The organism is Mesorhizobium sp. P2_E6, assembly GCF_056403835.1.
In genome coordinates this window covers 111,223-136,730 of the sequence record NZ_JBFUEQ010000015.1, presented here as the reverse complement: position 1 = coordinate 136,730, position 25,508 = coordinate 111,223, and the positions used below count along the sequence as shown (strand labels likewise).

The following is a 25,508-nucleotide window of genomic DNA, read 5'->3' as shown; positions in this document are numbered from 1 at the left end:
CATGGAATTTGACACAAGGACCGGGAGCAGCCGCCATGGCTTTCAGGACGATACTTACGGTTACGGGACCGCATATGGGTGACGACGATCTCAAACTCGCTGCCGAGCTTTGCGATGAGATCGGCGCCCATCTTGCTGTTCTTGTAGTTGCCATCGCCGCGCCGCCACCAGTCGGAGAGTATGCAGCAATCGTTTCAGAAGACTGGCTGAAGGAGCGGCAGGCCGATGAGAGGCGTTTGAAGAAGCGGGCCACTGCCGTGTCGGCTTTTCTGGCCAAAAGGGCGCTTTCGGCCGATGTCTCCAACGAATACCCGGAGGTTGGCGGGGCTGACGAAAGAATTGGTCGTCGTGCACGCTATGCCGACATTACGGTGATCGGACCGGAGTTGCTCGCTGGAGAGACGCTGAAGAATAAAGTGATCGAGGGCGTCTTGTTTTCATCCGCAAAGCCGCTGCTGATCGTTCCCCCGGGGACGCGCCCGACACTCAGGCCGAAACGGGTGCTGGTTGCGTGGGATGCTCGTCTAGAGTCATCGCGCGCCGTCCGTGAATCACTCGAAATGTTAATCGGCGCCGACCAAGTGCACCTTGCCATGGTCGACCCGGTGGAGGACGAATACCACCATGGACAGGAACCTGGTGCCGATGCCGCGGCCTATCTCGCCCGGCATGGCGTGAAGGTTACGGTCGACCGACTGCCGAGTTCAAACCATTCCGTCTCTGACGTTCTTCGCCAGCACGCGGTCGATACAGCAGCCGACCTGATGGTGATGGGCGCCTATGGCCATTCGCGATTGCGCGAGCGCATCTTCGGTGGCGTGACCCAGTCGATGCTTGAAGATCAATCGCTGCCTGTCTTTCTGGCGCGATGAAGTCTGACCGGCGTTCCGTGACGGTATTCTTGGATCGCTCGCTAGCGGTCACAAGGCGAAGTACCGTGAACATGCGTTCAGTTCCTTTGCGGTATCCGGCTCGGTCAGCGTACTGCACGGTCAGGTCGCAATGGAGGCTATCTGGACATCATTCCAGGGCCGAAGCCGCCCGAGCGCCCCATACCCATCCCCATCATCGGTAGGACAATCTCGTCAGCCGACTGCTTCTGCTCATCGCTCAGCTTTGCGTATAGTTTCTCGACGGCTGCCCTGACAGTCTTTACCTGTTCTAGACGTGCTTCGAGATGGGTCTGTTGGTAAGCCAGTCGCTCGGGCAAGGGCTTCTTCAGGAATTCACCATCCTGGAATTCCTTGAGCATCCCCTGCATCAGTGCATTGTGCGACTCGGCTGTGCTGCGGATCACACCGGCAAGTTCATCCCAGGAGGGGGTCTGCTCGTCCGTGATCTTCAGTTCCGTCTTGAGGAAAGCGAGGCGTCCGTCGATCCGATCGAACATCTCGTCTGAATCGTAGCCACCCATCGGGCCGCCCATACCCCATTGGCCCATCATCATTCGGCCCATTCCCCAACGATGCCACCAGCCAGAATCGTTGTCTTCAGCTCCGGCCGCGACAGGCATCGCGACAACGCTGAGCATCAGAACTGCGGAGGAAAGACCACGCAAATTGAACATCGATCGTCTCCTTCAGAGCGACTTCCGAACGCTAAAGAAACACCCGGTGGCGTTTGGCGGCCTTGACCTGCATCAACGAGCGCCAGCGAAATCGGTATCGCCGTAGGTGCGGATTGCTCGACAGCATTCGTATAGGGAGGGATCTCCATGCTCAGGGCCGCACGCGCTATCTGCAGCATGCCTTTGGTGGAACCAACGCATGCTGACGGGATTAGACGCGGGCGATTTGGCTGTGACTTGTGGGGAGGCCGCTAGTGGATAAGCGGATCGCTCACTCAATACCGAGCATTTCCGACAACGCCTGGCCTAGGAACAGGATGCGGTCAAGCGAAGGACCCTGCTCGATCCGCTCGAGAAATGAACCTAGGTTGGCAATTTGTCTCGTCTTGGAAGGCCTCAGCGCGCGGAACAAACGCGCCGAGGCGACCAGTCGTCACGCCTGTTACGCAGCTTTTACCGCAATCTTCTTCTCGGCCTTCTGGGCTTCGGCCGTCTTGGGCAACTTGACCGTCAGAACGCCCTTGGCGAAGTTTGCTTCGATCTTGTCGGCGTCGACGCCTTCAGGCAGCTGGAAGGAACGCTGGAAGGAGCCATACCGGCGCTCGGACAGATAGTAGTCTTTTTCCTTGTCCTCTTTCTGCTCGGTCTTCTCGCCCTTGATGGTCAGTGTGCGGTTGGCGAGTCTGATCTCAACGTTCTTTTCGTCGATGCCGGGCAGTTCGGCCGTGATCTCGTACTCCTTGTCCTTCTCGACCAGATCCATGGCCGGCGCGACTGACCAGCCCGCATTGTGCAGGGACGGCAGATCACGACCGAACAGGGAGCGCGTCGAAGGCAGCCGAAAATCGAAGGGATGGAAGTCGTCGAACAGTCGGTCGATTTCGCGACGCAGGCTTTCGAACGGAGTAGTCCAGTTGCCGGCCGGCGCCGGCCCAGTGCTCTTCTCTGTCTTGACAGGTAGTTTGGTGGCAGTTTCGGCCATGGCTCTTCTCCTTGGAGTGAGTTGATTGACAGGTACCGCCGCCTCCACCCTTCCACATTAGGTTTCCCAAGAGGCGCAGAGTTGGAGGTCAGCGGACCCGCTTGCCAGGTGTTGTCACCAAAATGGTCCATTGCTTCGCGAATCCGCGGTCTTGCCGCAGCTCATCGCGCCCACGTCGCCAAATCAGGCTCGGCCGAGCAAGGACAGGATCAGAGCCCTTGCGAGCGGAGGGCACATTGATTGGGATCAATGCCGACACAAAAATGTCCTTCGCCACAGCTCGAACGGAGATGCGCGACCAACGGATCGCATTGGGACATCGAAACGTCATCTGCCAGCAAGTGTGGGGCACTTCGAAGAGTAAAAGTGCTCGCGCTCAAATTCTACACAGGAGTACCCGAGTGTCGAGAAAGCCATCGGCGAGATGCCTCGCAAGCAACGGCGTCCCACAGAGATAGTCGTACACATCAGCTGCCAGCTAGCGCACGGCAAAGGATATGCGAAGCCGCCGCATTGCTTCCCGCTGGCGTCGACAATGATTTGAACCGGAACGACGAAGAAAGCAGCCCGCGGTCCCGCGTCGACGTCCTTGTCCTCCCCACTGACCAGGAAGCAACGATCTCCAGGGAAATCCTCAACGTTTGAACAAGAGCCCCGATGCGACCTCCATTTGCGCAAGACCGGTTGCTAGTCTAGCGGGGCAGGGGGGCGCCGAGCTTTCGCTGAACTACGACAAGTGTCGGGTCGTCGGGGTCAGCAGTGACACTAAATCCCATGTCGCGCTCGAGTTCGATCGCAGCACGGTTTTCTCGGCTTTCGATAGACTCGATTGTCTCGAGACCGATCCCGTCAGCATACTTTGCGATATAGGCAAGCAGTTCCCAACCGACGCCCATATGTTTGCGATCTGATCGAATGCAGATCGCGACCTCCCCGTGCCGATTGGCCTGGTCGCACGCCAGCGTTGCCACCGCGATCAGCATTTCCTCTGGAGAGAACGCAAGAAAATTGTGAATGCGAGGGTCATCAGACCGCGTCATAGCTACGAGCCGCTCATGAGAAACTTCTTTCACTCCGCCAAGAAAGCGGAAGCGCAGGTCTTCCGGCGTCACATGGGTGAAGAATTTCGCCAGGGCCGGCTCATCCTGGGGGCGTGCGCGGCGTACATCGAAGCGAAACCCTGTATGCGTGGCAAGCGTGCTACCCATCATTATCTCCCAGGTTCGAGGTTGTGTTGCGGCGCGGCTGTCTCGTCTCTTTTCGAGGCACGCGCCCTTACTCGCTCATGATTTGAAGCGCGTCCTGCTTGACGATTTCTATGCTGCGCAGGCTCAGCAGGCGGATAACGCCCTTGTCCTTCAGCCGGGTGAAGACTCGCGACACGGTCTCGATTGTGAGGCCGAGATAGTCGCCGATATCCATGCGCGACATTGGCAGCTCGACCTGCCGCAATCCGCCTTGCCGCTCTGCTATGTCGACTAGGAACGCCGCGACCCGTTCGATGGCATTCTGGCGACCGAGGACAAGGAGGTGTTCCTGGGCCCTGGTCAAGCCTCTGAGGGCCAGGGGCAGCAACTGGCCGGAGACATCCGCCCCGGCACCAAATCGATAGACACGGATGCCGGTTGCGTTGATAGCTTCGGCGAAGAAATGGTGTGTCGTGTCAGCTTCGAAACCGAATGTCTCGCCAACCAAGTGGAAGGCACTTATCTGTCGGCGACCGTCGGCAAGGAGACGATAGGTGCGGACCGCGCCGAACTCGACCTGATAGAGACCTCCGGCCTTTTCGCCCTGCGCATAGATTTCCGAACCGGCCTGGAAGAAGTTGAGTGGCTGCAACGGCACGAAATCAAGAACTATGGGCAAATTTGGCTGGGAGGGTTGTGACGGCAATGAAATCCTTGAGGCGATATGGGTTTGCATGCCTGTTTCCCCGGTTGATCCGTGACAACAGCAATCGCGCGAATCGGGGGCGTGCGAAATTCGGTTATGTCCCTACGGGAAACTACGTAGACATGGGCCCGAACGTCGATGCGGCCAGCCGTTGGCACAGAGCAACGTCATCGTGACCTAGTCAGTTTGAAAACAGCCGATTGACAGTGCCTTGCTTGAGCAGGGAGCGGGTCATGCCGCCGAAAGCCCATTCGCGGATCCGGCTATGACCGTAGCCGCCGGCGACCACAAGTTCTGCATCGATCGCAGCGGCGAGCTCGGCGACGGCTTCGCACGGGTCTGCACCGCCGACGCCTATGACCTCGGATCTTGCTTTGATGCCATGCTTCGCCAAGAACCGAACAACGTCTCCGGTACTTTCGCGGGCGTTTATCTGGTCCGGTTCTTCGATCGTCGCCACCAGTACATGCTGTGCGCTGGCCAAAAAGGGCAGTGCATCGCTGACTGCGCGCCGGGCTTCGCGCGCGTCCTTCCACGCTACAAGAACGTTCTGCGGGTTGAGCGGAGCAAGTTTGTCGGCCGCAAGCAGCACCGGCCGACCCGCCGACAGCACCAAACTGCCAGCATCGACTATGCGGTGGCGGTCGCTGGCGATGCCCCTTGCCGGATTTCCTGTGACGATCAGATCGGCGGCGCGACCATGCGTCGCGAGCAGACGTGTCGGATCTCCGATCTCCTCGCACCAGGACGCTTTGTCTCCGACAATGGACAGGAATTCTTCCCTTAGAATTTTCAGGCGATCCTCGATTTCCGCCCTGCGTTGACGCAATATCTCCGCCGCGGCCATGCTGCCATGGTCACCGGGAACGAACACGTAAGCATCAGCCGAGGCAAAACCGATCAGTGTCGCTTCGAACCTTCGAGCCAATTCGCGGGCATATGTCGTTCGTGGTGCTGCCGGTGAATCGATATCGAGTTGAACCATTATGGTGTTGAAGGTCATTTCTTTGCTCCTGGACTCGTCTTCAGGAATGCGGTGAAGCCAGTTTTTGTTCTGATGCATGGCCAAGACCCTAAGCAAAGCTGTGCCCGGGCACGATCGGCCTCGCTGTCGTCGTGCCTACATCGTCATCTCGGGCTCCAGCGCCCGTTCCTTTGCCAGTTCTGGAATTTCGGTCATGGTCGCCTCGGTCAACAGCAGAACACTGGCGACCGACACGGCGTTTTCAAGCGCGATGCGCACCACTTTGGTCGGGTCGATAATGCCGGCCTCGACGAGGTCGACGTATTCTTTGCGTCCAGCATCGAATCCGAAATTGCCGGTGCCTTCAACCATCTTGGCAATCACAACCCCGCCGTCGACAGCTGAATTCTCGGCGATCTGCCTGACCGGTGCTTCGAGAGCTCGCTTGAGGATCTGTACGCCGGTCCGCTCGTCGCCTTCGCAATGCCGTTCCTCGTCAGCCACGGTCGTGATGCACCGCAATAGGGCAAGGCCGCCGCCTGGCACAATACCTTCGGCGACTGCGGCTTTGGTGGCGCTGATAGCGTCGTCGAGGGCTTCCTTCTTTGACTTCATCTCGGCTTCGGTCGGCGCGCCGACCTTGATGACGGCGACACCGCCCGCAAGCTTGGCCAGCCGCTCCTGCAGCTTTTCGCGATCGTAGTCGCTGGTCGTGTTCTCGATCTCGCGCCGGATCTGTTCAACACGACCCTTGATTGCTTTGCCGTCCCCGCCACCGCCGATGATCGTCGTGGTGTCCTTGTCGATGACTATCCGCTTTGCACGCCCCAGCTGCTCCATCGCGACATTTTCGAGTTTGAGCCCGAGATCGTCGGAAATGATCTGTCCGCCGCTCAGGATGGCGATGTCCTGCAGCATGGCTTTGCGGCGATCGCCGAAGCCCGGCGCCTTGACGGCACAATTCTTGAAGGTGCCCCGGATCTGATTGACGATCAGGGTTGCAAGCGCTTCGCCCTCGACCTCTTCGGCAATTACAAGCAGGGGCGACCCCGACTTGGCCACGGCTTCCAGCAGCTTAATGAGGTCGTTGAGCGAAGCGATCTTCTTTTCGACGATGAGGACGACCGCGTCCTCCAAGACTGCCTCCATCTTCTCGGGATCGGTCACGAAATACGGTGACAGGAATCCGCGATCGAACTGCATGCCTTCGACGACGTCCAGAACGGTTTCAGTGGTCTTCGACTCTTCGACAGTGATGACTCCTTCGCCGCCGACCTTTTCCATCGCCTCGCCGACCAACTGACCGATGAGCGGGTCGTTGTGCGCTGAGATCGTTGCCACTTGTTCCTTCTCTCGCCTGGTCGAGACCGGTCGAGATATCTGCTTGAGTGTATCGATCGCGCGTTTGGTGGCGCGATCAAGGCCCCGCTTGATGTCGATCGCGCTGGCGCCGGCGACGACGTTGCGAACGCCGTCGGCAAACATTGCGTGAGCGAGGATGGTGGACGTGCTGGTGCCGTCGCCGACCATTTCACCGGTCTTCTCGGCTGCCTGTCTCAGCATCCTGGCGCCGAGATTTTCTTCCGGGTCCTTCAGGTCGAATTCCTTGGCAATCGTCACCCCGTCATTGCAAACGATCGGGGCACTCCATTTCTTTTCGATCAGTACAGACTTCGAGCGCGGCCCAAGCGTTACTCGTACGGCATCGGCGAGTTGGGTCGCGCCGCGAAGGATCTTTTCGCGCGCGACTGAACGGAACAATATCTGTTTGTGAGCCATGACCGCCTCCGAACCTGTTAGCCAGTTTCAACTAAACAGGCATCCCGTCGGTTGGCCTTGATACGCATCAAACGCGATCGCGGACCATGTTCACGAGGATCAATGAGGGCGGCCACCGCTGCGTTGCGCCAGGTCCCGAACATGGGCGCAGAATTCCTCATCCGGCCAGAGCTCTTTTGGCGACGCGATGCGCATGTCGATGCCGACCTTGGCGGCTCCGAGTGCAAGCGACAGCGCGACATTATCCGTCCCTCACCGACGAAAGTGACGGTCATGTCCGACAGATGCTTGTGCGTGAATTCACGCATGGTCATCAAATCGGCGAGGATCTGCGTCGGATGCGCCTCGTCGGTGAGACCGTTGTAGGCCGGCACGCCAGCATGCGCGGCAAGCAGTTCGGCCTGATGTTGGCCAAAGCCGCGATACTCGATCGCGTCATACATGCGGCCGAGCACGCGCGCTGTATCCTTCATGGATTCCTTGTGGCCGATATGGCTGCCCGTGGGCCCGAAATAGGTGACGTGAGCGCCCTGGTCGTAGGCCGCGACTTCGAACCCCGTCCGTGTGCGCGTCGAATCCTTCTCGAAGATCAGAGCGATGTTTTTCCTGACGAGACGCGGGATCTCGTGCCCGGCGAGCTTGGCCGCCTTGAGGTCAGCGGCCAGCTTGAGAAGAAAGCGGATTTCGTCGGCCGTGAGATCGTCCAGGGTCAAGACGGAGCGGCCATGAAGGTTGATCGACATGTGGATTTCCTCTCTGGTCAAGTCGCGTCGCGGACAATCGGACAGGTCATGCAGTGGCCGCCGCCGCGGCCGCGACTGAGTTCGGCGCCCTCGACAGTGATCACTTCAATTCCGGCTCGACGCAGGTGTAGACGTTGCGGTCGTATCCGATGACCACTCCGGGCTCGACCGCAACGACATTGTTGCCATCATCCCATTGCTCGCGCTCGGCCTCGTAACGGTCGCCACCTGTGGCGATGATGCGCAGCGACTTCAGACCAAGGGCTTCAGCAACCACTGCGGTGAACGGTTTGGTCTCAGCGGTGACCTCGACCGCCGCTTCTCCATCGCCCGGCCGCAGCGAGAAGGTGCGCAACCGCTCAACGACGGGCGGATACATGGTGACCAGGTCGCGATCACAGAAGGTGAAGACGGTGTCGAGATGCATGAAACTGCGATCGCGTGGCATCAAGGCGGCAATCACGCGCGTCCCCTCGCCAGCCGCGAAGAGGCTGCGCGCCAAGTCGCCCACGGCTTGCGGCGTGGTGCGCTCTCCCATGCCGACGAGAACCGTACCGCCCCCGATCGGCATGACATCTCCGCCTTCAAGGCTGGTCCCTGTTCCCAAGTCTGGCGACACGAAAGGAGCCCCACTTTCGCGAAAGTGGGGATGGAAGCGGTACACGGCTTCGACATTGGCCGCTTCCGGGCGCCTGGCGGGCCAGTACATGGAATTGACCGAGACCGAACCGTAAATCCAGCAGGAGCTGTCACGGGTGAAGAGCTGGTTCGGCAGCGGCGGCAGCACGAAGTCCTGGGGGAGGAGCGTCCTTCCAGTCAGGCCTTTGGGTTCAAAAGGAAGCTCCGCCCGGGCGATGCCGCCGACAAGGTAAGATGCCAGCTGCCCTGACGGCATCTCGTTGAGCCATCCCCGCATCTCGCCGACCATATCCAGCCCAACGACGCCGGGATGGACCCGGCGGTCGAGGAGCCAGTCGCGGGCCTTGGCCAGGCTCATTGTCTCCGCGAGGAGTTCCCCGAAGGAATGCACCAGAACGCCGCGTTCGCGCAACGCATCCACGAAGACGTCATGCTCCTGGCGGGCCCGCTTGACCCACAGGACGTCGTCGAAAAGCAGCGCCTTGCAGTTCTCCGGTGTTAGCCTGCGCAGGCTGAGGTCAGGACGATGGACCATCACCTCGCGCAGACGGCCGACTTCGGAGTGGACACCCAGGTTCGTCATCGAACGAATCCTTTCACAGCGGGCTGATGGCGCCGGTCCACATCTCGTAAACGGCGAGGATGGCGACAGCGATCAGGGTTCCGGCGAGCGCCGCTTCGGCAGGATGGAACACGCGCTGATTGGTTTCACGGCGCGCCCAGATGTAGAAGATGATGCCTGGCGCGTAGAGGATCGCGCACATGAAGAGGTAGGCCGGCCCTGCCGCGTAGACGAGCCACAGCCCGTATACCGTTGCCAGCAACCCGGCGAAAAGCGGTCCGATGCGCTGTTCGCCACTCTCGTAGCTCTCTCCGGTCAGCGCGAGCTTGGCCGCATAAGCTCCAGAGAAGATGTAAGGAACCAGGATTGCGGCCGACGCGATGTAGAACAGCGCCTGATAGGTGCTTTGCGCGAAAAGCGTGATTACCAGGAAAGCCTGGACGAGCAGGTTGGTGATAAGAAGCGAAGTCGACGGCACGCCGCGCCCGCTCTCCGAGCCGAAGAATTTCGGCATCGTCCCGTCCTTGCCGGCGACGTGCGGAATTTCGGCTGCAAGCAGCGTCCAGCTCAGGAAGGCGCCGATCACCGACACGACAAGCGCGATGTTGATTAGGACAGCCCCCCAGGGACCGACGACCGCCTCCAGCACGCCCGCCATGGACGGGTTCTTCAGCGCGGCGAGGTCAGGTTGGCTGAGGATGCCGAGCGACAGCAGCGACACCAGGGCGTAGAGGGCGAGACAAGTGAAGAAGCCGAGGACTGTCGCCATGGCGATGTCTTTTCGGCGCTCAGCCCGGCCGGAGAATACGCTAGCGCCTTCGATGCCGATGAAGACCCACAGGGTCACCAGCATCGTGCTCTTCACCTGGGCGGTGATCGAGCCGAGACCGGCGTTGCCGAAACCGGTGAAGTCGAGAGACCAGACTTGCAGTTTGAAGGCGACGGCAACAACCCCAACGAACAGGACGATTGGAGCGATCTTCGCCACCGTGACGATGAGGTTCACGACGGCGGCCTGCCGGATGCCGGCGAGAACCAGGGCATGGATCAGCCACAGCAGGATCGATGCGCCGAGCCAGCCTGCCAGGTATTTCCGTCACCGAAGGCCGGGAAGAAATAGGACAGGGCGCTAAAGACGATCACCGCGTAGGAGACGTTGCCGACCCAGGCGCTGATCCAGTAGCCCCAGGCGCTGTTGAAGCCGATGAAGGGGCCGAAGCCCGCGCTGGCATAAGCGTAGGGCCCGGCGTCGAGCTCGGGCTTGCGGGTTGCAAGCGATTGATAGACGAACACCAGCGCCAGCATGCCGACGGCGGTGATCGCCCAGCCAATCATGACGGCAAGAGGACCGGCCCCGGCGGCCATGTTCTGCGGCAGGCTGAACACGCCAGAACCGACCATCGACCCAATGACCAATGCGGTCAGAGAACCGAGTCGAAGCTTCGGCGACGCCGACGTCGCGACTCCAGGGATAGGGATGTTGATTCCGGCAGTAGTCATGATGCTCTCCCAAATTTGAAGGCTCTGATGGGAGGCATTAAACAGGAAGACAAGGCTGGCAGCTTTGATACGGGTCAATAGCCGTTGGCTGAACAGCAAAGGCAGCCTTAGGGTGCCAAGCCAGTTTTCCCGATCGCCGTGCCTTGGGTAGATTTCGGTCCGACATTGCCAATTCAACCTGACAACCGCCGACATTTGCATCGGCGGCGCCGATCATGCTTGCGCCGGTCAGTTTGATCTGGCGCAAGGACGGCGGGTGATGCCAAGAGCAGGATGACGGTCGGGATGTAGAGCGCTTCCGCTGCCGTCCTGAAAGAGGATCACCATGAAAACAATATCGAGGAGTGCAGCGCTCGGGCTTGCTGCCGCAATGCTCGTGGCCGGCAGTGCGGGCGCCGTCCAGGCTGCGGCGCTTGTCCAGATTTCGCTGTGGGACAAAGGCGCGAGCATGGAGATGCCTATGGGTCTCGCCTATGCGGTGCCGGGCCTCGATCTCGCAAAGGCGACTATGGGCATCACGGCTTCGCCAGGTGCTGTGAAGGCCGGGGAGGTCACATTCAATGTGAAAAATGACTCCAAGGACACCGTCCACGAAATGATCGTGATGTACCTTGCGGATCCCGGCAAGCCGCTTCCCTACCTTGAGGCCGAGAACCGGGTCGACGAAGACAAAGCTGGCGACAAGGGCGAGGTCTCGGAGCTCGATCCCGGCAAATCAGGCGCATTGACCGTCGAACTGAAGGCTGGAAAATACCTGCTTATCTGCAACGTACCAGGTCACTATGGAGCCGGTATGTGGGCCGAGTTCACCGTCGATCCATAGGCCTTGGGCCACCTGGCAACCCTTTGGCCTGCGACTGTCGCAGTTTTTGAAAGCTCGCCGGGATCGCTGGTCTTGTCGGTTTGGCCGCCGCACGACGGCAAGGTTACGACCGAAGGCAAAGTCAACGGCTGGGCCGAACGCTGGCTCGACCAAACAGACTGGGCGGTCTCGGCGTTGTTTTCCGCGGCGTATGGAGCGCGTCATGAGAGCAATGATGCTTGAAAGCGTCGGCACCCCTTTGAAACTGGTCGACAGGCCCGATCCGATACCTGGGGTGGGCGAGATCGGGCTTAAGGTCGAGGCATGCGCGGTCTGCCGGACCGATCTGCATGTGGCGGATGGGGATCTGCTTCATCCAAAGCTGCCGCTCATCCCGGGTCATGAAATCGTCGGCATCATCGATTCTGTTGGCAAGGGCGTCGCGCGTTCCAGGATCGGGCGCAGAGTGGGCGTGCCTTGGCTCGGGCACACTTGTGGGCGTTGTTCCTACTGCGTCGCAGGGAGTGAAAATCTTTGCGATCAGCCAGATTTCACGGGCTATACGCGCGACGGCGGCTTCGCCAGCCGTGCCATTGCAGACACCCAATTCGCCTTCGATCTGGACCCAGATGCCGACCCCGTATCGCTGGCGCCGCTGCTTTGCGCGGGCCTGATCGGCTGGCGATGCCTGAGGAAAACCGGTGATAGCAAGCGGCTCGGGATTTACGGCTTCGGCGCCGCCGCGCATATCGTCGCCCAGATCGCGATCTGGCAAGGTCGAGAGGTTTTCGCTGTCACCCGGCCGGGCGACAAAGAAGCACAGGAATTTGCGCGCTCGCTCGGAGCAGCTTGGGCAGGCGGTTCGGATGAATCTCCGCCCAAGCAGCTCGATGCCGCGATCATCTTCGCTCCTGTCGGTGACTTGGTGCCGATCGCGTTTCGTGCTGTCCGCAAGGGTGGCCGGGTGGTTTGCGGCGGCATTCACATGAGTGACATTCCAGCGATGGCATACGCATTACTCTGGGAAGAGCGTGAACTTGTATCGGTGGCAAACCTGACGCGCCGCGACGCGGAAGAGTTCTTTCCCATTGCAAAGCGCGCGCAGGTTCGCACGCATACCAAGGTCTATCCGCTGGAACAGGCCAATCAGGCGCTGGACGATCTGAGGGAAGGGAGGTTGACCGGCGCCGCCGTGCTGGTGCCGTGATTAACATTCAACGAGCGTTATCTTGCCCGTTCACCCAGTCCGTGCAGTTGCCGGATCCACTTCGCGCGGGTCGCATCGCTGGTGCCCGCGACCATGCCGAACAAGGTCTCGCGTACCGGACTGATGCCTACAAAATGCAGGATGCTTCGCCGTATGGCGGCGATACCGTGACCGAGGAACCATAGTCGGTAAAGAACGGAAGGCATTCCCATCGTCACCACGAGGCGCGCGGAGCGTCCGCGAAGCAGTGCCTTGGTGAAGCCGCCACCTTTGTCCGGGTAGGCAAAGGCCGTTCCTGGCCGCATGACCTGTTCGAGAAATGCCTTGAGCAGAGCCGGCATGGTTCCGAGCCACAGCGGAAAGACAAAGACGATGTGCTCAGCCCAGACGATCGCTTCGACTGCGTCCTTCAGTTCGTCGGGAACCGCATCATGTTCGAACGCCTGCATCGTCCGCAGCATTGGGAAATCAAGCGTTGCCAGATCGATCCGGCGAACGGCATGCCCCGCCTTTTCCGCGCCCTCGCCATAGGCCTTGGCGAGACCGCGGCAGAGTCGGTCCGGGGACGGGTCGGGATGGCCGACCACAATCAGGATGCGTCGCGACATGGTCTACTCCCAGGGAGCTTGGCCCCGAGGCGTCAAGGCCGTTCTACCCGCGCCACCTGGTAAGTGTGCATGGCGCCGCTGCGTTGGATCGACACATATTCACCGGTCACGAAGCGTTCGTCGCCAAGATGGAAGCCGATCTCGTCGTCGCGATCGCCTTCGGCATAGTCGAAATACCACTGTCCTCCGGGCTTGCGCCTCAGCCGGCCGATCACGTCTTCCTCGCCGGTTCGAAACCTGCGAACACTGCAGGAGGCCCTGTGCAACTTCCATTCGTCGGCATCGATTCGGCCTTCGTCGGTCAACGGAGCCAGCACGTCATAGCCCTCTTGGCGGTCACCTTCCAGATGGCCCTTTTCACGGGCAAGCAAGAGCCGGATATGCCGGAATTTCTCGGTAAGGTCATTCAGCTTGGTCATGGCAAACTCCTTTGACCGAGTTTCATAAAGCGGCGACAGCACTTGACTTTGATCCGCGTCAAAGAAGGGTGAGAGGCTCGTTTCTCGTAGACGCTCGGCAGCGCTGTAGCCAGCGATCACAGCGACCAGGGTTGCGGCGGCCAGCGGCGACCAGAACCTGATCGGACCGGCAAACACCGCCAGTGACAGGTGACCGATCGTATTTGCCGCCAGCGCCGCCAGCAGCGCCTGACAGATCGTATACACGGACCGAATGCGTGATCAGCCGCAACGCACCGAGCAGGCGATTCGCCGACCAGCACCGATACCGCATCCGAGTGCTGGGTGCGGCCAGAATCCCGCCGAGCGCTGGATATTCCAAAGGTACGAATGCTGGCCGTGCGGCTGCGATCGGGCACCTCCCGCTCCCGCCAGCCGCGTTCTCCAGACCGACGAGCAAGCCAATTGCCAGGGCCAGTCCGAGCCGGGCAATGAACGGATCCATGGTGCGGCAATTTTCAGGCGGCGACCGTCGGAAGGCGGTCGCGAACCCACCTGACGATCTGGCCTGCTGTCATTGCGCCGGATGTGCGTGCGGTTTCTCGTCCGCCATGAAAGAGGATCATGGTCGGGATGCTGCGAATGCCGAACCTGGCCGCAACAGCCTGCTCATTGTCAGAATTGAGTTTGATCAGACGAACACGCGGCTCCAGTTCATTTGCTGCTGCATTGTAAGCCAGCGCCATCATCTTGCAGGGGCCGCACCACGGTGCCCAGACGTCGACGACAACGGGCAGGCTGCTACGAGTAATCTGACGATTGAAGGTCTCGGCGTCGACGTCCTGGGGGTGCCCCGAAAACAGTTTGGTCCCACACTTTCCGCATTTCGCCTCCCCCGCATTGCGAGCCGGCGGCAGGCGGTTGACCCCGCCGCATTTGCTGCAAACCACCAGGTTCTGCTGTGCCAAGGCCATTCACCGATTTGTGGTCATCTACTATGCGCGCCCGAAACGTCCATCGCCAAGAGTGCGCAGCGCGTTGAGAATAACCGCCACGTCGATCCCTTCCTGCAGCAATGCGCCTGCCACTGGCGTGATCTGCCCCATGGCCGCCGCAGCCATCGCTATCGCCGAGAGCGCCAGCCCGACAACGATGCTTTGCAGGGCGATCGCGCGCGTGCGTTGGGCGACCCGCACCGCCTCGGCGACAGGCTCCAGCCGGTCAGCGAGAACGATGACATCCGCCGCCTCGGAAGAGGCCGTCGCCCCGCGCGCGCCCATGGCGACGCCGACCGTCGCGGCGGCAAGAGCGGGTGCATCGTTGATGCCATCACCGACCATCATTGTTGGTGCCGTTGCTTTCTCGGCCTCTACAGTCGCGACTTTATCCGCTGGAACAGCATCTGCGACAATGACATCCAGATCCAGCATGGAAGAAATACGCTTTGCGGCGGCACCGTCATCACCTGTCAGCATGACCATGCGCGTGATGCCAGCCGAACGCAGATTGGCGAGCGCGTCGTGAGCATCGGCACGCAGCGCATCGCCGAAGGTGAAAATGCCGGCAAGGTGATTGCCGAGCGTGACAAAAACCCTCAACACCGGCTGGTCCCGGTATCGGTCTTCACCGCCTTTCGCCCATCTGGGCAGTGGTTTGTCGCCGAGCACGAGAGCCTGCGATCCCGCCGCGATGGACATGCTTTCGACCCGACCCTTCAGGCCCGCGCCCCGATGCTCGCGGACATCATGCGGATGCGAAAGCATCAGCTGCCTCCCGCGCGCCGCCCGGATGATCGAGTCTGCGAGCACATGGTGCGAGGCCTGTTCCAACGATGCCAACAACTGCAGCAGATGGTCGGCATTGCAGCCGGGTTCAGCTTCGATTTCGATGAGCTCGGCGCCGCCGATGGTCAAGGTGCCGGTCTTGTCGAAGATCGCGGTCCGAACCTGCGCAAGGGCCTCCAGCGCCGCCGAACCTTTCATCAAGATACCGGCGCGTGCAGCGCGGGACACGCCGCCGATGAAGGCAACAGGTGCGGCGAGAATGAGGGGGCAGGGCGTCGCGACGACCAGCACGGCGAGCGCCCGGATCGGATCGCCGGAGATAAACCACGCGATGCCGGAAACCAGCAAGGTGGCCGGCAACAGGAACAGGGCAAAACGGTCAGCCATGCGTATGAAGGGCGCTTTGGCGGTCTGCGCCGCCGCGACCATGCGCACGATCGCCGCATAAGTGCTCTGTTCTGCGAGGGCGGAAGCCCGCATGCTGAAGGTCTCGCCCGCGTTGACGGTGCCGCTGCGGAGCGTGTCGCCAGCGCTGCGCGGCACCGGCAATGGCTCTCCGGTCACCGCAGCCTCGTCGAGCGAGGCCGAAGCATCCAATAGGATGCCGTCGACGGGAAGCAGTTCTCCGGCACGTACCAGCAGAGTGTCGCCGACAGCGACCTCTTCGATGGGGATGGTTTCTGTTCCTTTTGTCGCCTTGCGATGTGCGACACGCGGCGACCGGTCGGTGAGTGCCTTGAGGTTCCGCTCGGCGCGGCCGCGGGCAAAATCTTCGAGCACGGTGCCGCCGGCATACATGATCGCGACAACCACCGCGGCTAGCGATTGGCCAAGCAGCAGCGCGGCGGACATCGAAACCAGCGCAATTGCATCGACACCGAAGCGGCCGATCCAGAAATCACGCAGAATGGAGATGGCGAGAGCCGCCACCACGGGCAAGGTCGCCATCGTCCAGATTGTGTCGGCCTCGATTGGTCCCAATCCGGTTCGCCAGACCCCGATTCCAACGGCGAGACCCAGGATGGCAATGACCAGCAATGCGCGCCGCAGCGCCGACTCGTTCATACAATGTCCCACAACCCTGATGGCCCTGGCGCTAGAGTTCGCGGACCATCTCCTCGAGCAGGCGCCGCACATCGTTCGCGACCTGCGCAAGCTCACGATTGCTGATAGCGCCCATTGAAGCGACCGGATCCACCGCTGCGACCTCTACCTTTCCTGGTCCGACCTCCGTGACGATTACGCTGCAAGGCAGCATGGTTCCGATCTTGTCTTCGGACTGAAGCGCCCGCCATGCGAGATGCGGATTGCACGCGCCCAGGATAACATAGGGCCTGAAATCTACGCCAAGCTTGGCCTTCATGGTCTGCTGGACGTCGATCGAGGTCAGAACGCCAAACCCCTTGCTTGCGAGCTTGTCGGTCACGTGGTCGATTACCGCCGTGAATGGCATGGCGACGATCTTGCTAAAATAGTAACCCATCTAACTCTCCAAACGTTGATCGCAACAGCTCGTCGCCACTTTGCGAGTGACCTTGCGTAGGAGCTAATCGCGATGGCCGCAGAACGCTTTGATCCAACGCAACGAACGGGCAAGATCGACTAGGCGATTATCGCCCACGAATGGGAGACATAACGGGTGACGATCCGAAATCTCGAACATGCGTTCGCTCCGAAGTCGGTTGCCGTGTTTGGGGCATCTTTGCGTGACGGCTCGGTCGGCCGTGTCGTCTTCGACAACATCGTCAATGGCGGCTTCGAAGGCGATATCTGGCCGGTCAACCCGAAATATTCCGAGGTCGCGGGTCGCCGCTGCTATTCCAAGGCGGCGGACCTTCCGGGTGTTCCGGACCTCGGTGTTATCGTCACGCCCCCTGGGATAGTTCCCGCCATCGTGCACGACCTTGCTGAAAAGGGCACGCGGGCGGCAGTTGTCATCACGGCTGGGCTGACACGTGAAAACGGCCTGCGCCAGGCGATGCTCGATGCCGCCAAGCCCAGTCTGTTCCGCATCATCGGGCCGAACACGGTCGGACTGATGATCCCGCCCGTCAAACTCAACGCCGGATTTGCACACATGGCCGCCAGGCCCGGCAACATCGCGCTGCTGTCGCAATCCGGCGCCATTGCCACGTCGCTGATCGACTGGGCGGCACACAACAATGTCGGCTTCTCGCAGATCGTCTCTCTCGGCGACATGGCGGATGTCGACGTGGGTGATTGTCTCGACATGCTGGCGGGCGATGCGCACACGCGCGCCATCGTGATGTATCTCGAAACCATTCCCAATCCGCGCAAGTTCATTTCGGCCGCCCGTGCCGCTGCACGCATCAAGCCGGTCATCGCGATCAAGTCTGGCCGCCACGAGCAATCAGCCAAAGCGGCCGCGACCCACACTGGCGCGCTGTCGGGCGCCGATCGCGTCGTCGATGCGGCATTGCTGCGCGCAGGCATCCTGCGCGTCAAAGGCCTGGCCGAGTTGTTCGATGCGGTTGAAACGACCGCCCGTTTCGCTCCGCTCGAGCGGACCCGGGTCGGCATCGTCACCAATGGCGGGGGCGCCGGTGTGCTCGCCGTCGATGAACTCATCGACTGCAAGGGCGAACTGGCCGAGCTCTCGCCAGAGACAATCGCCCGCCTGAATATCGCCCTGCCGCCTACATGGTCCCACGCCAATCCGGTCGACATCATCGGCGACGCCTCGCCGGAGCGCTACAGGGCCGCCGTTGAAGCCGTAGCGGCTGATCCCAGGGCCGACGTTGTCCTGGTCATGAACTGCCCGACGGGGCTTGGCTCGCCGCTAGCGGCAGCGGGCGCAGTGGCAACACTTTCCAAGGACGGCAAGATCGGCGGCAAACCGGTCCTGACCTGCTGGCTTGGCGAACACACGGCGCGCGAAGGGCGACGCGTTCTTCAGGACGCCGGCATTGCCAGTTTCGAGACGCCCGCCGATGCCGCAACCGCAGTCTCCTACCTGAGCGAATGGTCGCGAGCCCAGCGGGCATTGATGCGGACGCCCTCGAGTCGCAGCGAGGACACAACGAGCGACCGGGAAGCCGTGCTTGCCATATTCAGGCAGGTCGCCAGGGAAGGCCGGCGATTACTAACCGAGCCCGAAGCCAAGGCGGCGATCTCCGCCTATGGGATTCCGGTGCCCGAGACGATCGTCGCCAGATCTTCCACCGAAGTGGAGGCGGCGGCTGGGCGGCTTCTCAGGGCATCCAAGCAGGTCGTCGTCAAACTGCTGTCCAAGACGATCTCGCACAAGTCGGACGTTGGTGGGGTGGTGCTTGGCATCACTGCCGCCGCCGCCGCCGGCGAGGCCGCACGCTCAATCGAGGTGGGTGTGCGCAAGCACGCTCCGCAAGCCGATATCGAGGGCTATGCAGTCCAGCCGATGGTGATACGAAGACAGGCGCAGGAATTGATCCTTGGCGTCAGTCGCGATCCAATCTTCGGCCCGGCGATGCTGTTTGGAGCCGGTGGCGTCGCGGTTGAGGTGACGGACGATACCGCGATCGCACTGCCGCCGCTCGACGATGTTCTTGCCGGTGACTTGATCGGGCAAACGCGGATCGGTCGCCTGCTTGCCGGGTTCCGAGATCGCAAGCCGGCGGATCGGCAGGCGATCGTTGCCGCGCTGAACGGCCTGTCCCAGATGATCGTCGACTTTCCGTGTCTCGTTTCGATGGACATCAACCCGTTGCTGGCCGACGCCGAGGGTGTAATTGCGCTCGATGCCCGCATCGAGATCGAGCCCGCGCGGGTGGAGGAGCCTGGCCCCAACCCGACGCTTGCCATCAGGCCCTATCCGTCGGATTGGGAAAAGGAGTTTTCGACCGGCGGCACGCACTATCATATCCGGCCTATCAAGCCGGCCGATATCGCGCTCTATCCCGAATTCCTAGCCAGGGTTTCGCCTGACGATCTGCGCCTGCGTTTTCTGTCGCCGCGCAAGAGCTTCTCCGACCAGATGCTGAAGCGACTCACCCAACTCGACTACGATCGCAACATGGCTTTCGTCGCTCTGGAGACGAGCTCTGGCGCATTGGCGGGTATCAGCCGTCTGTCTTGCGATCCGGACCACGTTGCTGCCGAATACGCCTTGCTGGTCCGCACCGATCTGCAGGGTCATGGTCTGGGCTGGGAATTGCTCAGGCAGATCGTTGACTACGCAAAAGCCGATGGGATCCGCCGCATCGAAGGCATTGTGCTTAGCGAAAATAGCAAGATGCTGGCAATGTGCCGCGAATTCGGCTTCTCGATAACGCATCTTCCGAATGATCCCGGCCTCGTGGAGGCCACGCTCGAACTCCGTCGGGATTGATCATCCGAACCAGTCAGGAGGCTGTGCGCAGGGTCTTGGAAGTATCGCTCTTGGAAACCTCTCTCAGTTCCGTAACGATGTCGACGAGCTCTTGGTCGGCGTTGATCTTGCGCCAGCCGGACTGGGTGGTATTACGCTGCAATTGCCGCGAGAGGATGTCTATGGTGGCGTCTGAAGGGCCGCCCTTGCGTTCACTGACCCGCTGCCAAAGGACGAGTGGATCCGCCTCCAACCAAAATCCGGAGAACGGGATACCCCGGTCGCGCGCCGCCTTCTCGATCCGCTCACGATCGGCCGGCCTGTCGAAAACGGCATCGGCGACGACAGAGCAGCCCTCGGAAAGGATAAGCCCGGCGCGCCACGCCATTTCGCGGTAGACGCGATCGGAGACCTCGGGCCGGTAAGCCCGGTTCGGCAGCCTGGTTTCCGCGGGCACTCCATGCATGGCCTTGCGGATGCGATCGCTTTCAACAATGCGGGCGCCGGGTGGCGCTCCGATATAGGCGGCGAGCGCCTCCGCTGTGGTCGTTTTCCCGGACCCGCTCAGGCCACCGATGGCAACGAGCCGTGGCGAGGTATCCTGGAGAAATGTCCGGGCAAGTTCGAAGTAGGATCTGGCCTCGGCAATCAACTTTTCGGAATCTTCGCTGCCTTCCTCAACCTGGGTCGCGGTGACATGAGCGCGCACCGCGGCTCGCACTGCCATGAAGAAAGGCAGCAGGATGAAACCGTCCTCATCGTCGGCTTCATCAAGGTAGCGGTTCAACACCAGATTGGCGAACCGGGGAAAACCCCGGTGCCAAAGATCCATCAGCAGAAAGGCAAGGTCGTACAGAACATCGATGCTGGCGATCTGGTCGTTGAATTCGATGCAATCGAAGAGGCGGGGCTCGTCGTCGAAGAGGCAGATGTTGCGCAGGTGTAGATCGCCATGGCACCGGCGGATCTTGCCCGCGGCTTCGCGACGATCGAGCAATCCGGAATGGCGGGCGAAGGCGGTGCGGAAGGTTTCGGCAAAGGTCTTGACCTCCGCCTCCGTGAAAACATGGCTGGTGGCAAACCCTGCCTCGTTGATGTCGAGCACACCCGCAATGTTGGACGACCCGCTGCCATTGTGGATCGTCGGCGCGGCACGGTGATACCCCACGATCACGCGTGCGACAGCCGTCATCAATGCCGGGGTCAATTCTCCTGCGGTTGCCATCCGATCTAACAGCCTTGACTGATCGAAGCGGACCATCTCGATCGCGGCCTCGACCATCTGACCGGTGCCGTCAAAGGCCAGTCTGCCGCCCGCCTCGCGCGTGATGCGACGCACACTCCGATACAGATCGGGTGCCGTCTTCGAGTTGAGTTCCACCTCCTTCTCGCAAGCGCTGAGCCTAAGGGCCGGCGTCGAGAAATCGACATAGGGCAGTTTGACTGCCCGCTTCATCTTGAAGGCGCGTTCGCCAGTCAGAAAAATACGCGAGATATGGGTCTCGATCGCCTCGACCGGCGTAGTCGCGCCGTATGAGGCAGGATCAAGCAGAAACGCGATAGCGGCTTGCTGGCCGTCAACGATCATGGTTCGCTATCCTCGATGTTGCGTCTTCCGGAGACTGTTTCCATCATCTGCTCTCATCGTTGCAGCGTCTGGACATAACCGGCCAGATCATGGATCCGTTCCCTGGTGACGATTTCCCCGGCGTTCGGACCATATTTCTTCACGTCGCCGGGGAGGAACTCGCGACCCCAGACCGGCATGTCGCGATCGCCGTGCTCCGGCACCATTGTGCGGCCGTCGATCATGGCGAAAACGCGCCAATAGGGAAACGCGCCGCCATTGTGTTTCGAAAGACGGGTCAGGTCAGCCGGCCGCTTGATCAATTCGTCGCCGAGCGGTCCGTCGCCCTTGCCTTCCGGACCGTGGCATACGGCACAGGAGTTCATGTATTCCGCCTTGCCGTTGCCGAGTTCCTGGGCGTCCGTCGCATTGAAGGGCAAAACCGCCAAGGCCACCGCGATCAGGAACTTCATCTGCGTTCCCCCGATTGATTGGCGCAAGCCTACAGCCCCGGCTCGACAGTGCGTTGATGCGGATCAAATGCCGCCGCACCAAAGTGTTTGATTCAGCGCAATGAACGCACCAGCCCCTCTCGCTTACGCTTCAGCAACGATTGAACTTTCTTTCGAAATGAGGAGTTTGTTGCCGTGACGTTCAAGACACTGCTTACGGTTACCGGACCGAACCAGGGCGAGGGCGATCTCAAGCTGGCCGCCGGCCTGTGCGAACAGATCGGCGCCCATCTCTCGGTGCTCGTTCTCGAGCTGGCCGCACCACCTTCAGGCAGTGCGCATCTGGGTGTCGTTTCGCCAGCCTGGTTTGAGGAGCGTCAGGTCGAGGTCAACAGGCTCAAGAAGCGAATCTCGACAGTCGGCGCCTTTCTTTCGCACAGCGAGGTATCGGCTGATCTGAGCGACGACTACCCCGACACGGCCTGGGCGGACGAAGTCATCGGAAGGCGCGCCCGCTATGCCGATCTGACCGTTCTTGGCCCAGATCTGCTCACAAGCCCGACACTCAGGGATAAAGTCATCCAAGGAGCGCTGTTCTCATCGGGAAAGCCTATCCTGCTAGTTCCCGAGGGCGTGCGGCCAACGCTGAAGCCGAAACGCATCCTGGTTGCTTGGGACGCCCGCCTTGAGTCAGCGCGCGCCGTTCGCGAGTCGCTCGACATGCTGAAAGGTGCTGATGATGTGCGCCTCGTCATGGTCGACCCGATCGAGGACGAGTTCCATCACGGCGCAGAACCCGGAGCAGATGCCGCGACCTATCTTGCCCGGCACGGCGTGAAGGTTACGGTCGAACGACTGCCGAGCGCGGACCATTCTGTCGCCGACGTGCTTCGTCAGCATGCAGGTGACGTTGCAGCGGAGCTTATCATTATGGGTGCCTATGGTCATTCCCGGTTGCGCGAGAGGATTTTCGGCGGCGTCACCAAATCGATGCTTGAAGGGCAATCTCTGCCGGTTTTGATGGCTCGATAAATTCGACCGCAGCGAACAACGGGCTGGCGCAGATTACGCCGGCCCATTCCATATATAGCAACGAAGGGAAGCGAAGCTACGCACTTGCTCCTCGTCCCGACAACTGCACGATGAGGATTCGGAAGAAAACATGCGGTGCACTCTCGGCCGTGGGAGGAACGACCGGCTTGAGTGCGCCAGGTTCCCACCAGTCCGGGTACTTGCTCAAGACCGCCCAGGCATGATCTCGTTCGAGCTTGTAGCCGATACGATCAGGCAGTTCTTCGTAGCGACCATCGACGACGACGCTTCTCCATCCTCGTCCCTGGCCAGGTTCGTCGACCTGGACGGACACCAGCGGATTGGCTCGCATCCAGTCGATCTTCTTGCCCGGCATGGAAAACGCGTAAAGATGAGCAGCCGCATGGGCGTAGTGGAAGGGCACGACGTAGGGCTGCCCGTCCTTCGTGCATGCCAAGCGGCCAACGCGATTGGTCGTCAGGATTTTCGTGCACTCCAAGGCCGAAAGTGTGCGGACAAGCGTGACGTGATCTCCTCTTCTATCTAGCTCTTGAACCATCGCCGGCGACGTGCCGATGGCCAGTCTTGTACAGCTTGGCAGCCTCGTCCATGGCGGCAATCACTTCGCTGTCAGAGAGCTGCGGAAACCGCAGGTAGTGGTGACCCAGGGTACGGAACCGCCCTGGCTGGCTGAGGCATACCAAACGGTCCGCTTCCCTTGCCAAATCAGCCGCAGTGTCCGGCGGAGAGACCGGAACAGCAACGATGATTTCCCGTGGCGAGCGATGCCGCAGCGCACGGATCGCGACCTTCATGGTTGTGCCGGTCGCTGCACCGTCATCCACGATGATCGCTGTCTTGCCAGCAATCGACATGGGCCGCCGGTTGCCTCGATAGGCAATGCACCGGCGCTCGAGTTCAGGACGTTCCTTGGCGACCAAGACACGAAGCGCGTCGTCGTCGAGCGCGTAGGCCTCGACGATCTCACGGTTCAACACAACGTCCCCAGGCTCGCCATCGACGATCGCGGCAACTGCCAGCTCGGAATTGCCGGGGGCGCCAATCTTGCGGACAATGAGCAGATCAAGAGGAGCATTCAGGGCCCTGGCCACTTCCACCGCGACAGGAACGCCACCTCGCGGCAAAGCCAGCACGACAGGCTGGTGCAGTTGAAGCCTGCTCAGTTCCGTGCCGAGCTTCTCCCCAGCCTCTTTGCGGTCGCGGAACATCGGTCAATCTACCGGCCACAGTTTTCGAAGCGACTTCTTCATCGAGGTTCTTACCTGCTCAATTTCGCTATGCGTAATGTGACGGTCGAGAACTTTGAACACCGCGTTGATTGCGACATCGAAATCGACGTCCTCATCATAGCCGAAACTGGTTCAGACGCTGAGGATCACTTTTCTTGCGCTCACGCACAAGCACCGATGGATTCCAGCCTTCGAAGTAGATGCCACGGATCAAGACGGGCAGTTGCGCGGAAAGATCGGCCATCTCCGCTGGCGACAGCCAGTCTCGCACCGTGTGCAAAACGGACCGCAGGAGGCGACACGCGCTCGGTTCGCTCCAGCAAAGATCCCTGGCAAGCTCGTTGACCCCCTGCTGCGCCTGCTGAGCAGCGTGGGTGAAACTGCCGAAAGAGGTATGGGACAGCTGGCTCATGGCATGCTCCTTGAAGTTTCCATCTTCATCCCGAAGCGTCGAGGGCGTCTGCGCATTGCGCCGGATCAATTGGGCCTCCACGCACGGGCGCGCCACCTCAGTTCGAGATGAGCCGATGGAACGACCCGCTCTGGAGTAGCGAGCGCGTCACGCCGCCAAAAGTCGTTTCCTGCACACGGCTGTGACCATAGCCGCCGAGAACAATGAGATCGGCCGCGATCTCCTGTCCGATCTGGAGGAGGATCTCCGCTGGTTCGGAGCACCGCGCATCCAACACTTTCGATCGCGCCTTCACCCCGTGGCGTCTCAGGAAGAGTTCGACATCTGCAACATTGTCCCGAGGTGCGGTATCCCCATTATCTACGGTGACGATCACAACATCCCGGGCGTCGATCAGGAAGGGCATGGCGTCAACAACGGCACGCCGCGCTTCCCGCGTGTCATTCCATGCAATCAGGATGCTTTCGGCCTTGATCGGAGCACAGGGTTCCGACGCCACAAGTATCGGGCGGCCGGCTGCTAGGATGAAGCTTGCGATGTCCAGGGCGCGGTGATGGTCTACTATCAGATCGGCCGTCGGCGACCCAGTTACGATCAGGTCGGCGGCGCGTGCATTAAGCGCAAGTTGAAGGGTCGGATTTCCTATTTCGCCGCGCCACGAGGCGCGATTGCCGCCGTTGACAGTGCTTAGGAATTCCTCGCTCAAGCAGTTGAGGCGACCCTCTATCTCCTCCACCTGAGACCATATGGCCTTTGTGGCGGCCCTGTCGTCAGTGCCGGTTGGCATGACAAAATGTGGCTCCGCCGCACAGAAGCCGATCAGATCGGCATCATGCCGTTGCGCAAAGTCCCACGCGACGGAGATGAGCGGTGCGCCGATGGCGTCCACGTCCAGTTGAACCATGATCGTCTTGAAAGCCATCGTTTCGGCCCTTTTTGCTTTCGAGGCGAGCTAGCCACGAAGAAAGGGCAAGGGCCTTGATGCGTGTCAAATACGGCGAGACCTGATGGCGCTCGATTGCCCGTGCACTCCGGTAAAGGTCATGCGCCTTGATCTTAAT

General features: G+C 60.7%; 25 protein-coding genes and 1 pseudogene. 5 read left to right on the top strand and 21 right to left on the bottom strand.

What is annotated here, in order from left to right; genetic code table 11:
- Positions 1-35 precede the first annotated feature (35 nt).
- Positions 36-872, top strand: a complete 837-nt coding sequence (locus AC1D08_RS29695; protein ID WP_477304543.1) for a universal stress protein — start codon at positions 36-38, stop codon at positions 870-872.
- 137 nt (positions 873-1,009) lie between these two features.
- Here the strand turns inward: AC1D08_RS29695 and AC1D08_RS29690 are convergent, their stop codons facing one another.
- From AC1D08_RS29690 to AC1D08_RS29645, 10 genes and pseudogenes are all read right to left on the bottom strand, one after another.
- Positions 1,010-1,567, bottom strand: a complete 558-nt coding sequence (locus tag AC1D08_RS29690; protein ID WP_477304545.1) for a Spy/CpxP family protein refolding chaperone — start codon at positions 1,565-1,567, stop codon at positions 1,010-1,012.
- 442 nt (positions 1,568-2,009) lie between these two features.
- Positions 2,010-2,549 carry an Hsp20/alpha crystallin family protein gene (locus AC1D08_RS29685; protein WP_477304547.1) on the bottom strand — a complete coding sequence of 180 codons (540 nt, stop codon included), beginning with the start codon at positions 2,547-2,549 and terminating at the stop codon, positions 2,010-2,012.
- A 692-nt stretch (positions 2,550-3,241) separates the two neighbouring features.
- Positions 3,242-3,757, bottom strand: coding sequence for an N-acetyltransferase family protein (locus AC1D08_RS29680; RefSeq protein WP_477304549.1), 516 nt, complete (start codon positions 3,755-3,757; stop codon positions 3,242-3,244).
- A gap of 67 nt (positions 3,758-3,824) precedes the next feature.
- Positions 3,825-4,472: a helix-turn-helix domain-containing protein gene (locus AC1D08_RS29675; protein ID WP_477304550.1), complete on the bottom strand. Its 648-nt coding sequence runs from the start codon at positions 4,470-4,472 to the stop codon at positions 3,825-3,827.
- A 151-nt stretch (positions 4,473-4,623) separates the two neighbouring features.
- Complete coding sequence (locus AC1D08_RS29670; protein ID WP_477304552.1) at positions 4,624-5,505, bottom strand: universal stress protein; 882 nt, start codon at positions 5,503-5,505, stop codon at positions 4,624-4,626.
- 57 nt (positions 5,506-5,562) lie between these two features.
- Positions 5,563-7,185, bottom strand: coding sequence for a chaperonin GroEL (gene groL / locus AC1D08_RS29665; RefSeq protein WP_477304554.1), 1,623 nt, complete (start codon positions 7,183-7,185; stop codon positions 5,563-5,565).
- 17 nt (positions 7,186-7,202) lie between these two features.
- On the bottom strand, positions 7,203-7,898 hold the full coding sequence (locus tag AC1D08_RS29660) for a Rossmann-fold NAD(P)-binding domain-containing protein (protein WP_477424710.1): 696 nt from the start codon (positions 7,896-7,898) through the stop codon (positions 7,203-7,205).
- A 47-nt stretch (positions 7,899-7,945) separates the two neighbouring features.
- Positions 7,946-9,150 (bottom strand): annotated as a pseudogene (locus AC1D08_RS29655) (arginine deiminase).
- 13 nt (positions 9,151-9,163) lie between these two features.
- Entirely contained in the window at positions 9,164-10,153 is a 990-nt protein-coding gene (locus tag AC1D08_RS29650; RefSeq protein ID WP_477416564.1) for an amino acid permease, read from the bottom strand.
- A 23-nt stretch (positions 10,154-10,176) separates the two neighbouring features.
- The gene (locus AC1D08_RS29645) at positions 10,177-10,830 is read right to left on the bottom strand and encodes an amino acid permease (protein ID WP_477304558.1); all 654 of its coding nucleotides are present in this window, start codon (positions 10,828-10,830) and stop codon (positions 10,177-10,179) included.
- Positions 10,831-10,954: 124 nt separating this feature from the next.
- On the opposite strand from AC1D08_RS29645, the gene AC1D08_RS29640 reads away from it, so the two are divergent.
- Both AC1D08_RS29640 and AC1D08_RS29635 read left to right on the top strand, forming a co-directional pair.
- The gene (locus AC1D08_RS29640; RefSeq protein WP_477304560.1) at positions 10,955-11,452 is read left to right on the top strand and encodes a sulfocyanin-like copper-binding protein; all 498 of its coding nucleotides are present in this window, start codon (positions 10,955-10,957) and stop codon (positions 11,450-11,452) included.
- A 202-nt stretch (positions 11,453-11,654) separates the two neighbouring features.
- The gene (locus tag AC1D08_RS29635) at positions 11,655-12,638 is read left to right on the top strand and encodes a zinc-dependent alcohol dehydrogenase family protein (protein ID WP_477304562.1); all 984 of its coding nucleotides are present in this window, start codon (positions 11,655-11,657) and stop codon (positions 12,636-12,638) included.
- A gap of 17 nt (positions 12,639-12,655) precedes the next feature.
- Here AC1D08_RS29635 and AC1D08_RS29630 read toward each other — a convergent pair whose 3' ends face one another.
- From AC1D08_RS29630 to AC1D08_RS29610, 5 genes are all read right to left on the bottom strand, one after another.
- A complete protein-coding gene (locus AC1D08_RS29630; protein WP_477304564.1) occupies positions 12,656-13,246 on the bottom strand; it encodes an NAD(P)H-dependent oxidoreductase in 591 nt (196 codons plus the stop codon).
- 32 nt (positions 13,247-13,278) lie between these two features.
- On the bottom strand, positions 13,279-13,665 hold the full coding sequence (locus AC1D08_RS29625) for a hypothetical protein (RefSeq protein ID WP_477416554.1): 387 nt from the start codon (positions 13,663-13,665) through the stop codon (positions 13,279-13,281).
- A 497-nt stretch (positions 13,666-14,162) separates the two neighbouring features.
- Positions 14,163-14,618 carry a thioredoxin TrxC gene (gene trxC, locus AC1D08_RS29620; protein WP_477398166.1) on the bottom strand — a complete coding sequence of 152 codons (456 nt, stop codon included), beginning with the start codon at positions 14,616-14,618 and terminating at the stop codon, positions 14,163-14,165.
- 21 nt (positions 14,619-14,639) lie between these two features.
- Positions 14,640-16,493, bottom strand: coding sequence for a heavy metal translocating P-type ATPase (locus AC1D08_RS29615; RefSeq protein ID WP_477304569.1), 1,854 nt, complete (start codon positions 16,491-16,493; stop codon positions 14,640-14,642).
- A 31-nt stretch (positions 16,494-16,524) separates the two neighbouring features.
- On the bottom strand, positions 16,525-16,911 hold the full coding sequence (locus AC1D08_RS29610) for a DUF302 domain-containing protein (protein WP_477304571.1): 387 nt from the start codon (positions 16,909-16,911) through the stop codon (positions 16,525-16,527).
- Between the two features lie 156 nt (positions 16,912-17,067).
- Here AC1D08_RS29610 and AC1D08_RS29605 point away from each other — a divergent pair, with 156 nt between their 5' ends.
- Positions 17,068-19,755, top strand: coding sequence for a bifunctional acetate--CoA ligase family protein/GNAT family N-acetyltransferase (locus AC1D08_RS29605; RefSeq protein WP_477304573.1), 2,688 nt, complete (start codon positions 17,068-17,070; stop codon positions 19,753-19,755).
- 13 nt (positions 19,756-19,768) lie between these two features.
- On the opposite strand, the gene AC1D08_RS29600 is transcribed toward AC1D08_RS29605, so the two are convergent.
- Together AC1D08_RS29600 and AC1D08_RS29595 are read right to left on the bottom strand one after the other, a co-directional pair.
- Positions 19,769-21,322: a bifunctional aminoglycoside phosphotransferase/ATP-binding protein gene (locus AC1D08_RS29600; protein ID WP_477304574.1), complete on the bottom strand. Its 1,554-nt coding sequence runs from the start codon at positions 21,320-21,322 to the stop codon at positions 19,769-19,771.
- Between the two features lie 53 nt (positions 21,323-21,375).
- Positions 21,376-21,774: a c-type cytochrome gene (locus AC1D08_RS29595; protein ID WP_477304575.1), complete on the bottom strand. Its 399-nt coding sequence runs from the start codon at positions 21,772-21,774 to the stop codon at positions 21,376-21,378.
- Positions 21,775-21,948: 174 nt separating this feature from the next.
- Between AC1D08_RS29595 and AC1D08_RS29590 the strand changes: the two genes are divergently transcribed.
- Positions 21,949-22,785 carry a universal stress protein gene (locus AC1D08_RS29590; protein WP_477304576.1) on the top strand — a complete coding sequence of 279 codons (837 nt, stop codon included), beginning with the start codon at positions 21,949-21,951 and terminating at the stop codon, positions 22,783-22,785.
- A 76-nt stretch (positions 22,786-22,861) separates the two neighbouring features.
- On the opposite strand, the gene AC1D08_RS29585 is transcribed toward AC1D08_RS29590, so the two are convergent.
- The 4 genes from AC1D08_RS29585 to AC1D08_RS29570 all read right to left on the bottom strand — a co-directional run bounded on the left by AC1D08_RS29585 (position 22,862) and on the right by AC1D08_RS29570 (position 25,369).
- On the bottom strand, positions 22,862-23,344 hold the full coding sequence (locus AC1D08_RS29585; protein WP_477304578.1) for a pyridoxamine 5'-phosphate oxidase family protein: 483 nt from the start codon (positions 23,342-23,344) through the stop codon (positions 22,862-22,864).
- Positions 23,325-24,014, bottom strand: coding sequence for a phosphoribosyltransferase (locus AC1D08_RS29580; RefSeq protein WP_477304580.1), 690 nt, complete (start codon positions 24,012-24,014; stop codon positions 23,325-23,327). Before AC1D08_RS29580 ends, AC1D08_RS29585 begins: the two co-directional genes overlap by 20 nt.
- Before the next feature lie 136 nt (positions 24,015-24,150).
- Positions 24,151-24,516, bottom strand: coding sequence for a DUF2267 domain-containing protein (locus tag AC1D08_RS29575; RefSeq protein WP_477304582.1), 366 nt, complete (start codon positions 24,514-24,516; stop codon positions 24,151-24,153).
- Positions 24,517-24,544: 28 nt separating this feature from the next.
- A complete protein-coding gene (locus tag AC1D08_RS29570) occupies positions 24,545-25,369 on the bottom strand; it encodes a universal stress protein (RefSeq protein WP_477304584.1) in 825 nt (274 codons plus the stop codon).
- Between the last annotated feature and the right edge of the window lie 139 nt (positions 25,370-25,508).

Coding starts and splice junctions, on each gene's coding strand:
- AC1D08_RS29645 (WP_477304558.1), bottom strand. CDS start 10,830: ATGCAAATGTCGGCGGTTGTCAGGTTGAATTGGCAATGTCGGACCGAA.
- AC1D08_RS29675 (WP_477304550.1), bottom strand. CDS start 4,472: ATGCAAACCCATATCGCCTCAAGGATTTCATTGCCGTCACAACCCTCC.
- AC1D08_RS29695 (WP_477304543.1), top strand. CDS start 36: ATGGCTTTCAGGACGATACTTACGGTTACGGGACCGCATATGGGTGAC.
- AC1D08_RS29680 (WP_477304549.1), bottom strand. CDS start 3,757: ATGGGTAGCACGCTTGCCACGCATACAGGGTTTCGCTTCGATGTACGC.
- AC1D08_RS29615 (WP_477304569.1), bottom strand. CDS start 16,493: ATGAACGAGTCGGCGCTGCGGCGCGCATTGCTGGTCATTGCCATCCTG.
- AC1D08_RS29585 (WP_477304578.1), bottom strand. CDS start 23,344: ATGGTTCAAGAGCTAGATAGAAGAGGAGATCACGTCACGCTTGTCCGC.
- AC1D08_RS29685 (WP_477304547.1), bottom strand. CDS start 2,549: ATGGCCGAAACTGCCACCAAACTACCTGTCAAGACAGAGAAGAGCACT.
- AC1D08_RS29630 (WP_477304564.1), bottom strand. CDS start 13,246: ATGTCGCGACGCATCCTGATTGTGGTCGGCCATCCCGACCCGTCCCCG.
- AC1D08_RS29595 (WP_477304575.1), bottom strand. CDS start 21,774: ATGAAGTTCCTGATCGCGGTGGCCTTGGCGGTTTTGCCCTTCAATGCG.
- AC1D08_RS29670 (WP_477304552.1), bottom strand. CDS start 5,505: ATGCATCAGAACAAAAACTGGCTTCACCGCATTCCTGAAGACGAGTCC.
- AC1D08_RS29635 (WP_477304562.1), top strand. CDS start 11,655: ATGAGAGCAATGATGCTTGAAAGCGTCGGCACCCCTTTGAAACTGGTC.
- AC1D08_RS29690 (WP_477304545.1), bottom strand. CDS start 1,567: ATGTTCAATTTGCGTGGTCTTTCCTCCGCAGTTCTGATGCTCAGCGTT.
- AC1D08_RS29610 (WP_477304571.1), bottom strand. CDS start 16,911: ATGGGTTACTATTTTAGCAAGATCGTCGCCATGCCATTCACGGCGGTA.
- trxC (WP_477398166.1), bottom strand. CDS start 14,618: ATGGCCTTGGCACAGCAGAACCTGGTGGTTTGCAGCAAATGCGGCGGG.
- AC1D08_RS29580 (WP_477304580.1), bottom strand. CDS start 24,014: ATGTTCCGCGACCGCAAAGAGGCTGGGGAGAAGCTCGGCACGGAACTG.
- groL (WP_477304554.1), bottom strand. CDS start 7,185: ATGGCTCACAAACAGATATTGTTCCGTTCAGTCGCGCGCGAAAAGATC.
- AC1D08_RS29625 (WP_477416554.1), bottom strand. CDS start 13,665: ATGACCAAGCTGAATGACCTTACCGAGAAATTCCGGCATATCCGGCTC.
- AC1D08_RS29640 (WP_477304560.1), top strand. CDS start 10,955: ATGAAAACAATATCGAGGAGTGCAGCGCTCGGGCTTGCTGCCGCAATG.
- AC1D08_RS29600 (WP_477304574.1), bottom strand. CDS start 21,322: ATGATCGTTGACGGCCAGCAAGCCGCTATCGCGTTTCTGCTTGATCCT.
- AC1D08_RS29570 (WP_477304584.1), bottom strand. CDS start 25,369: ATGGCTTTCAAGACGATCATGGTTCAACTGGACGTGGACGCCATCGGC.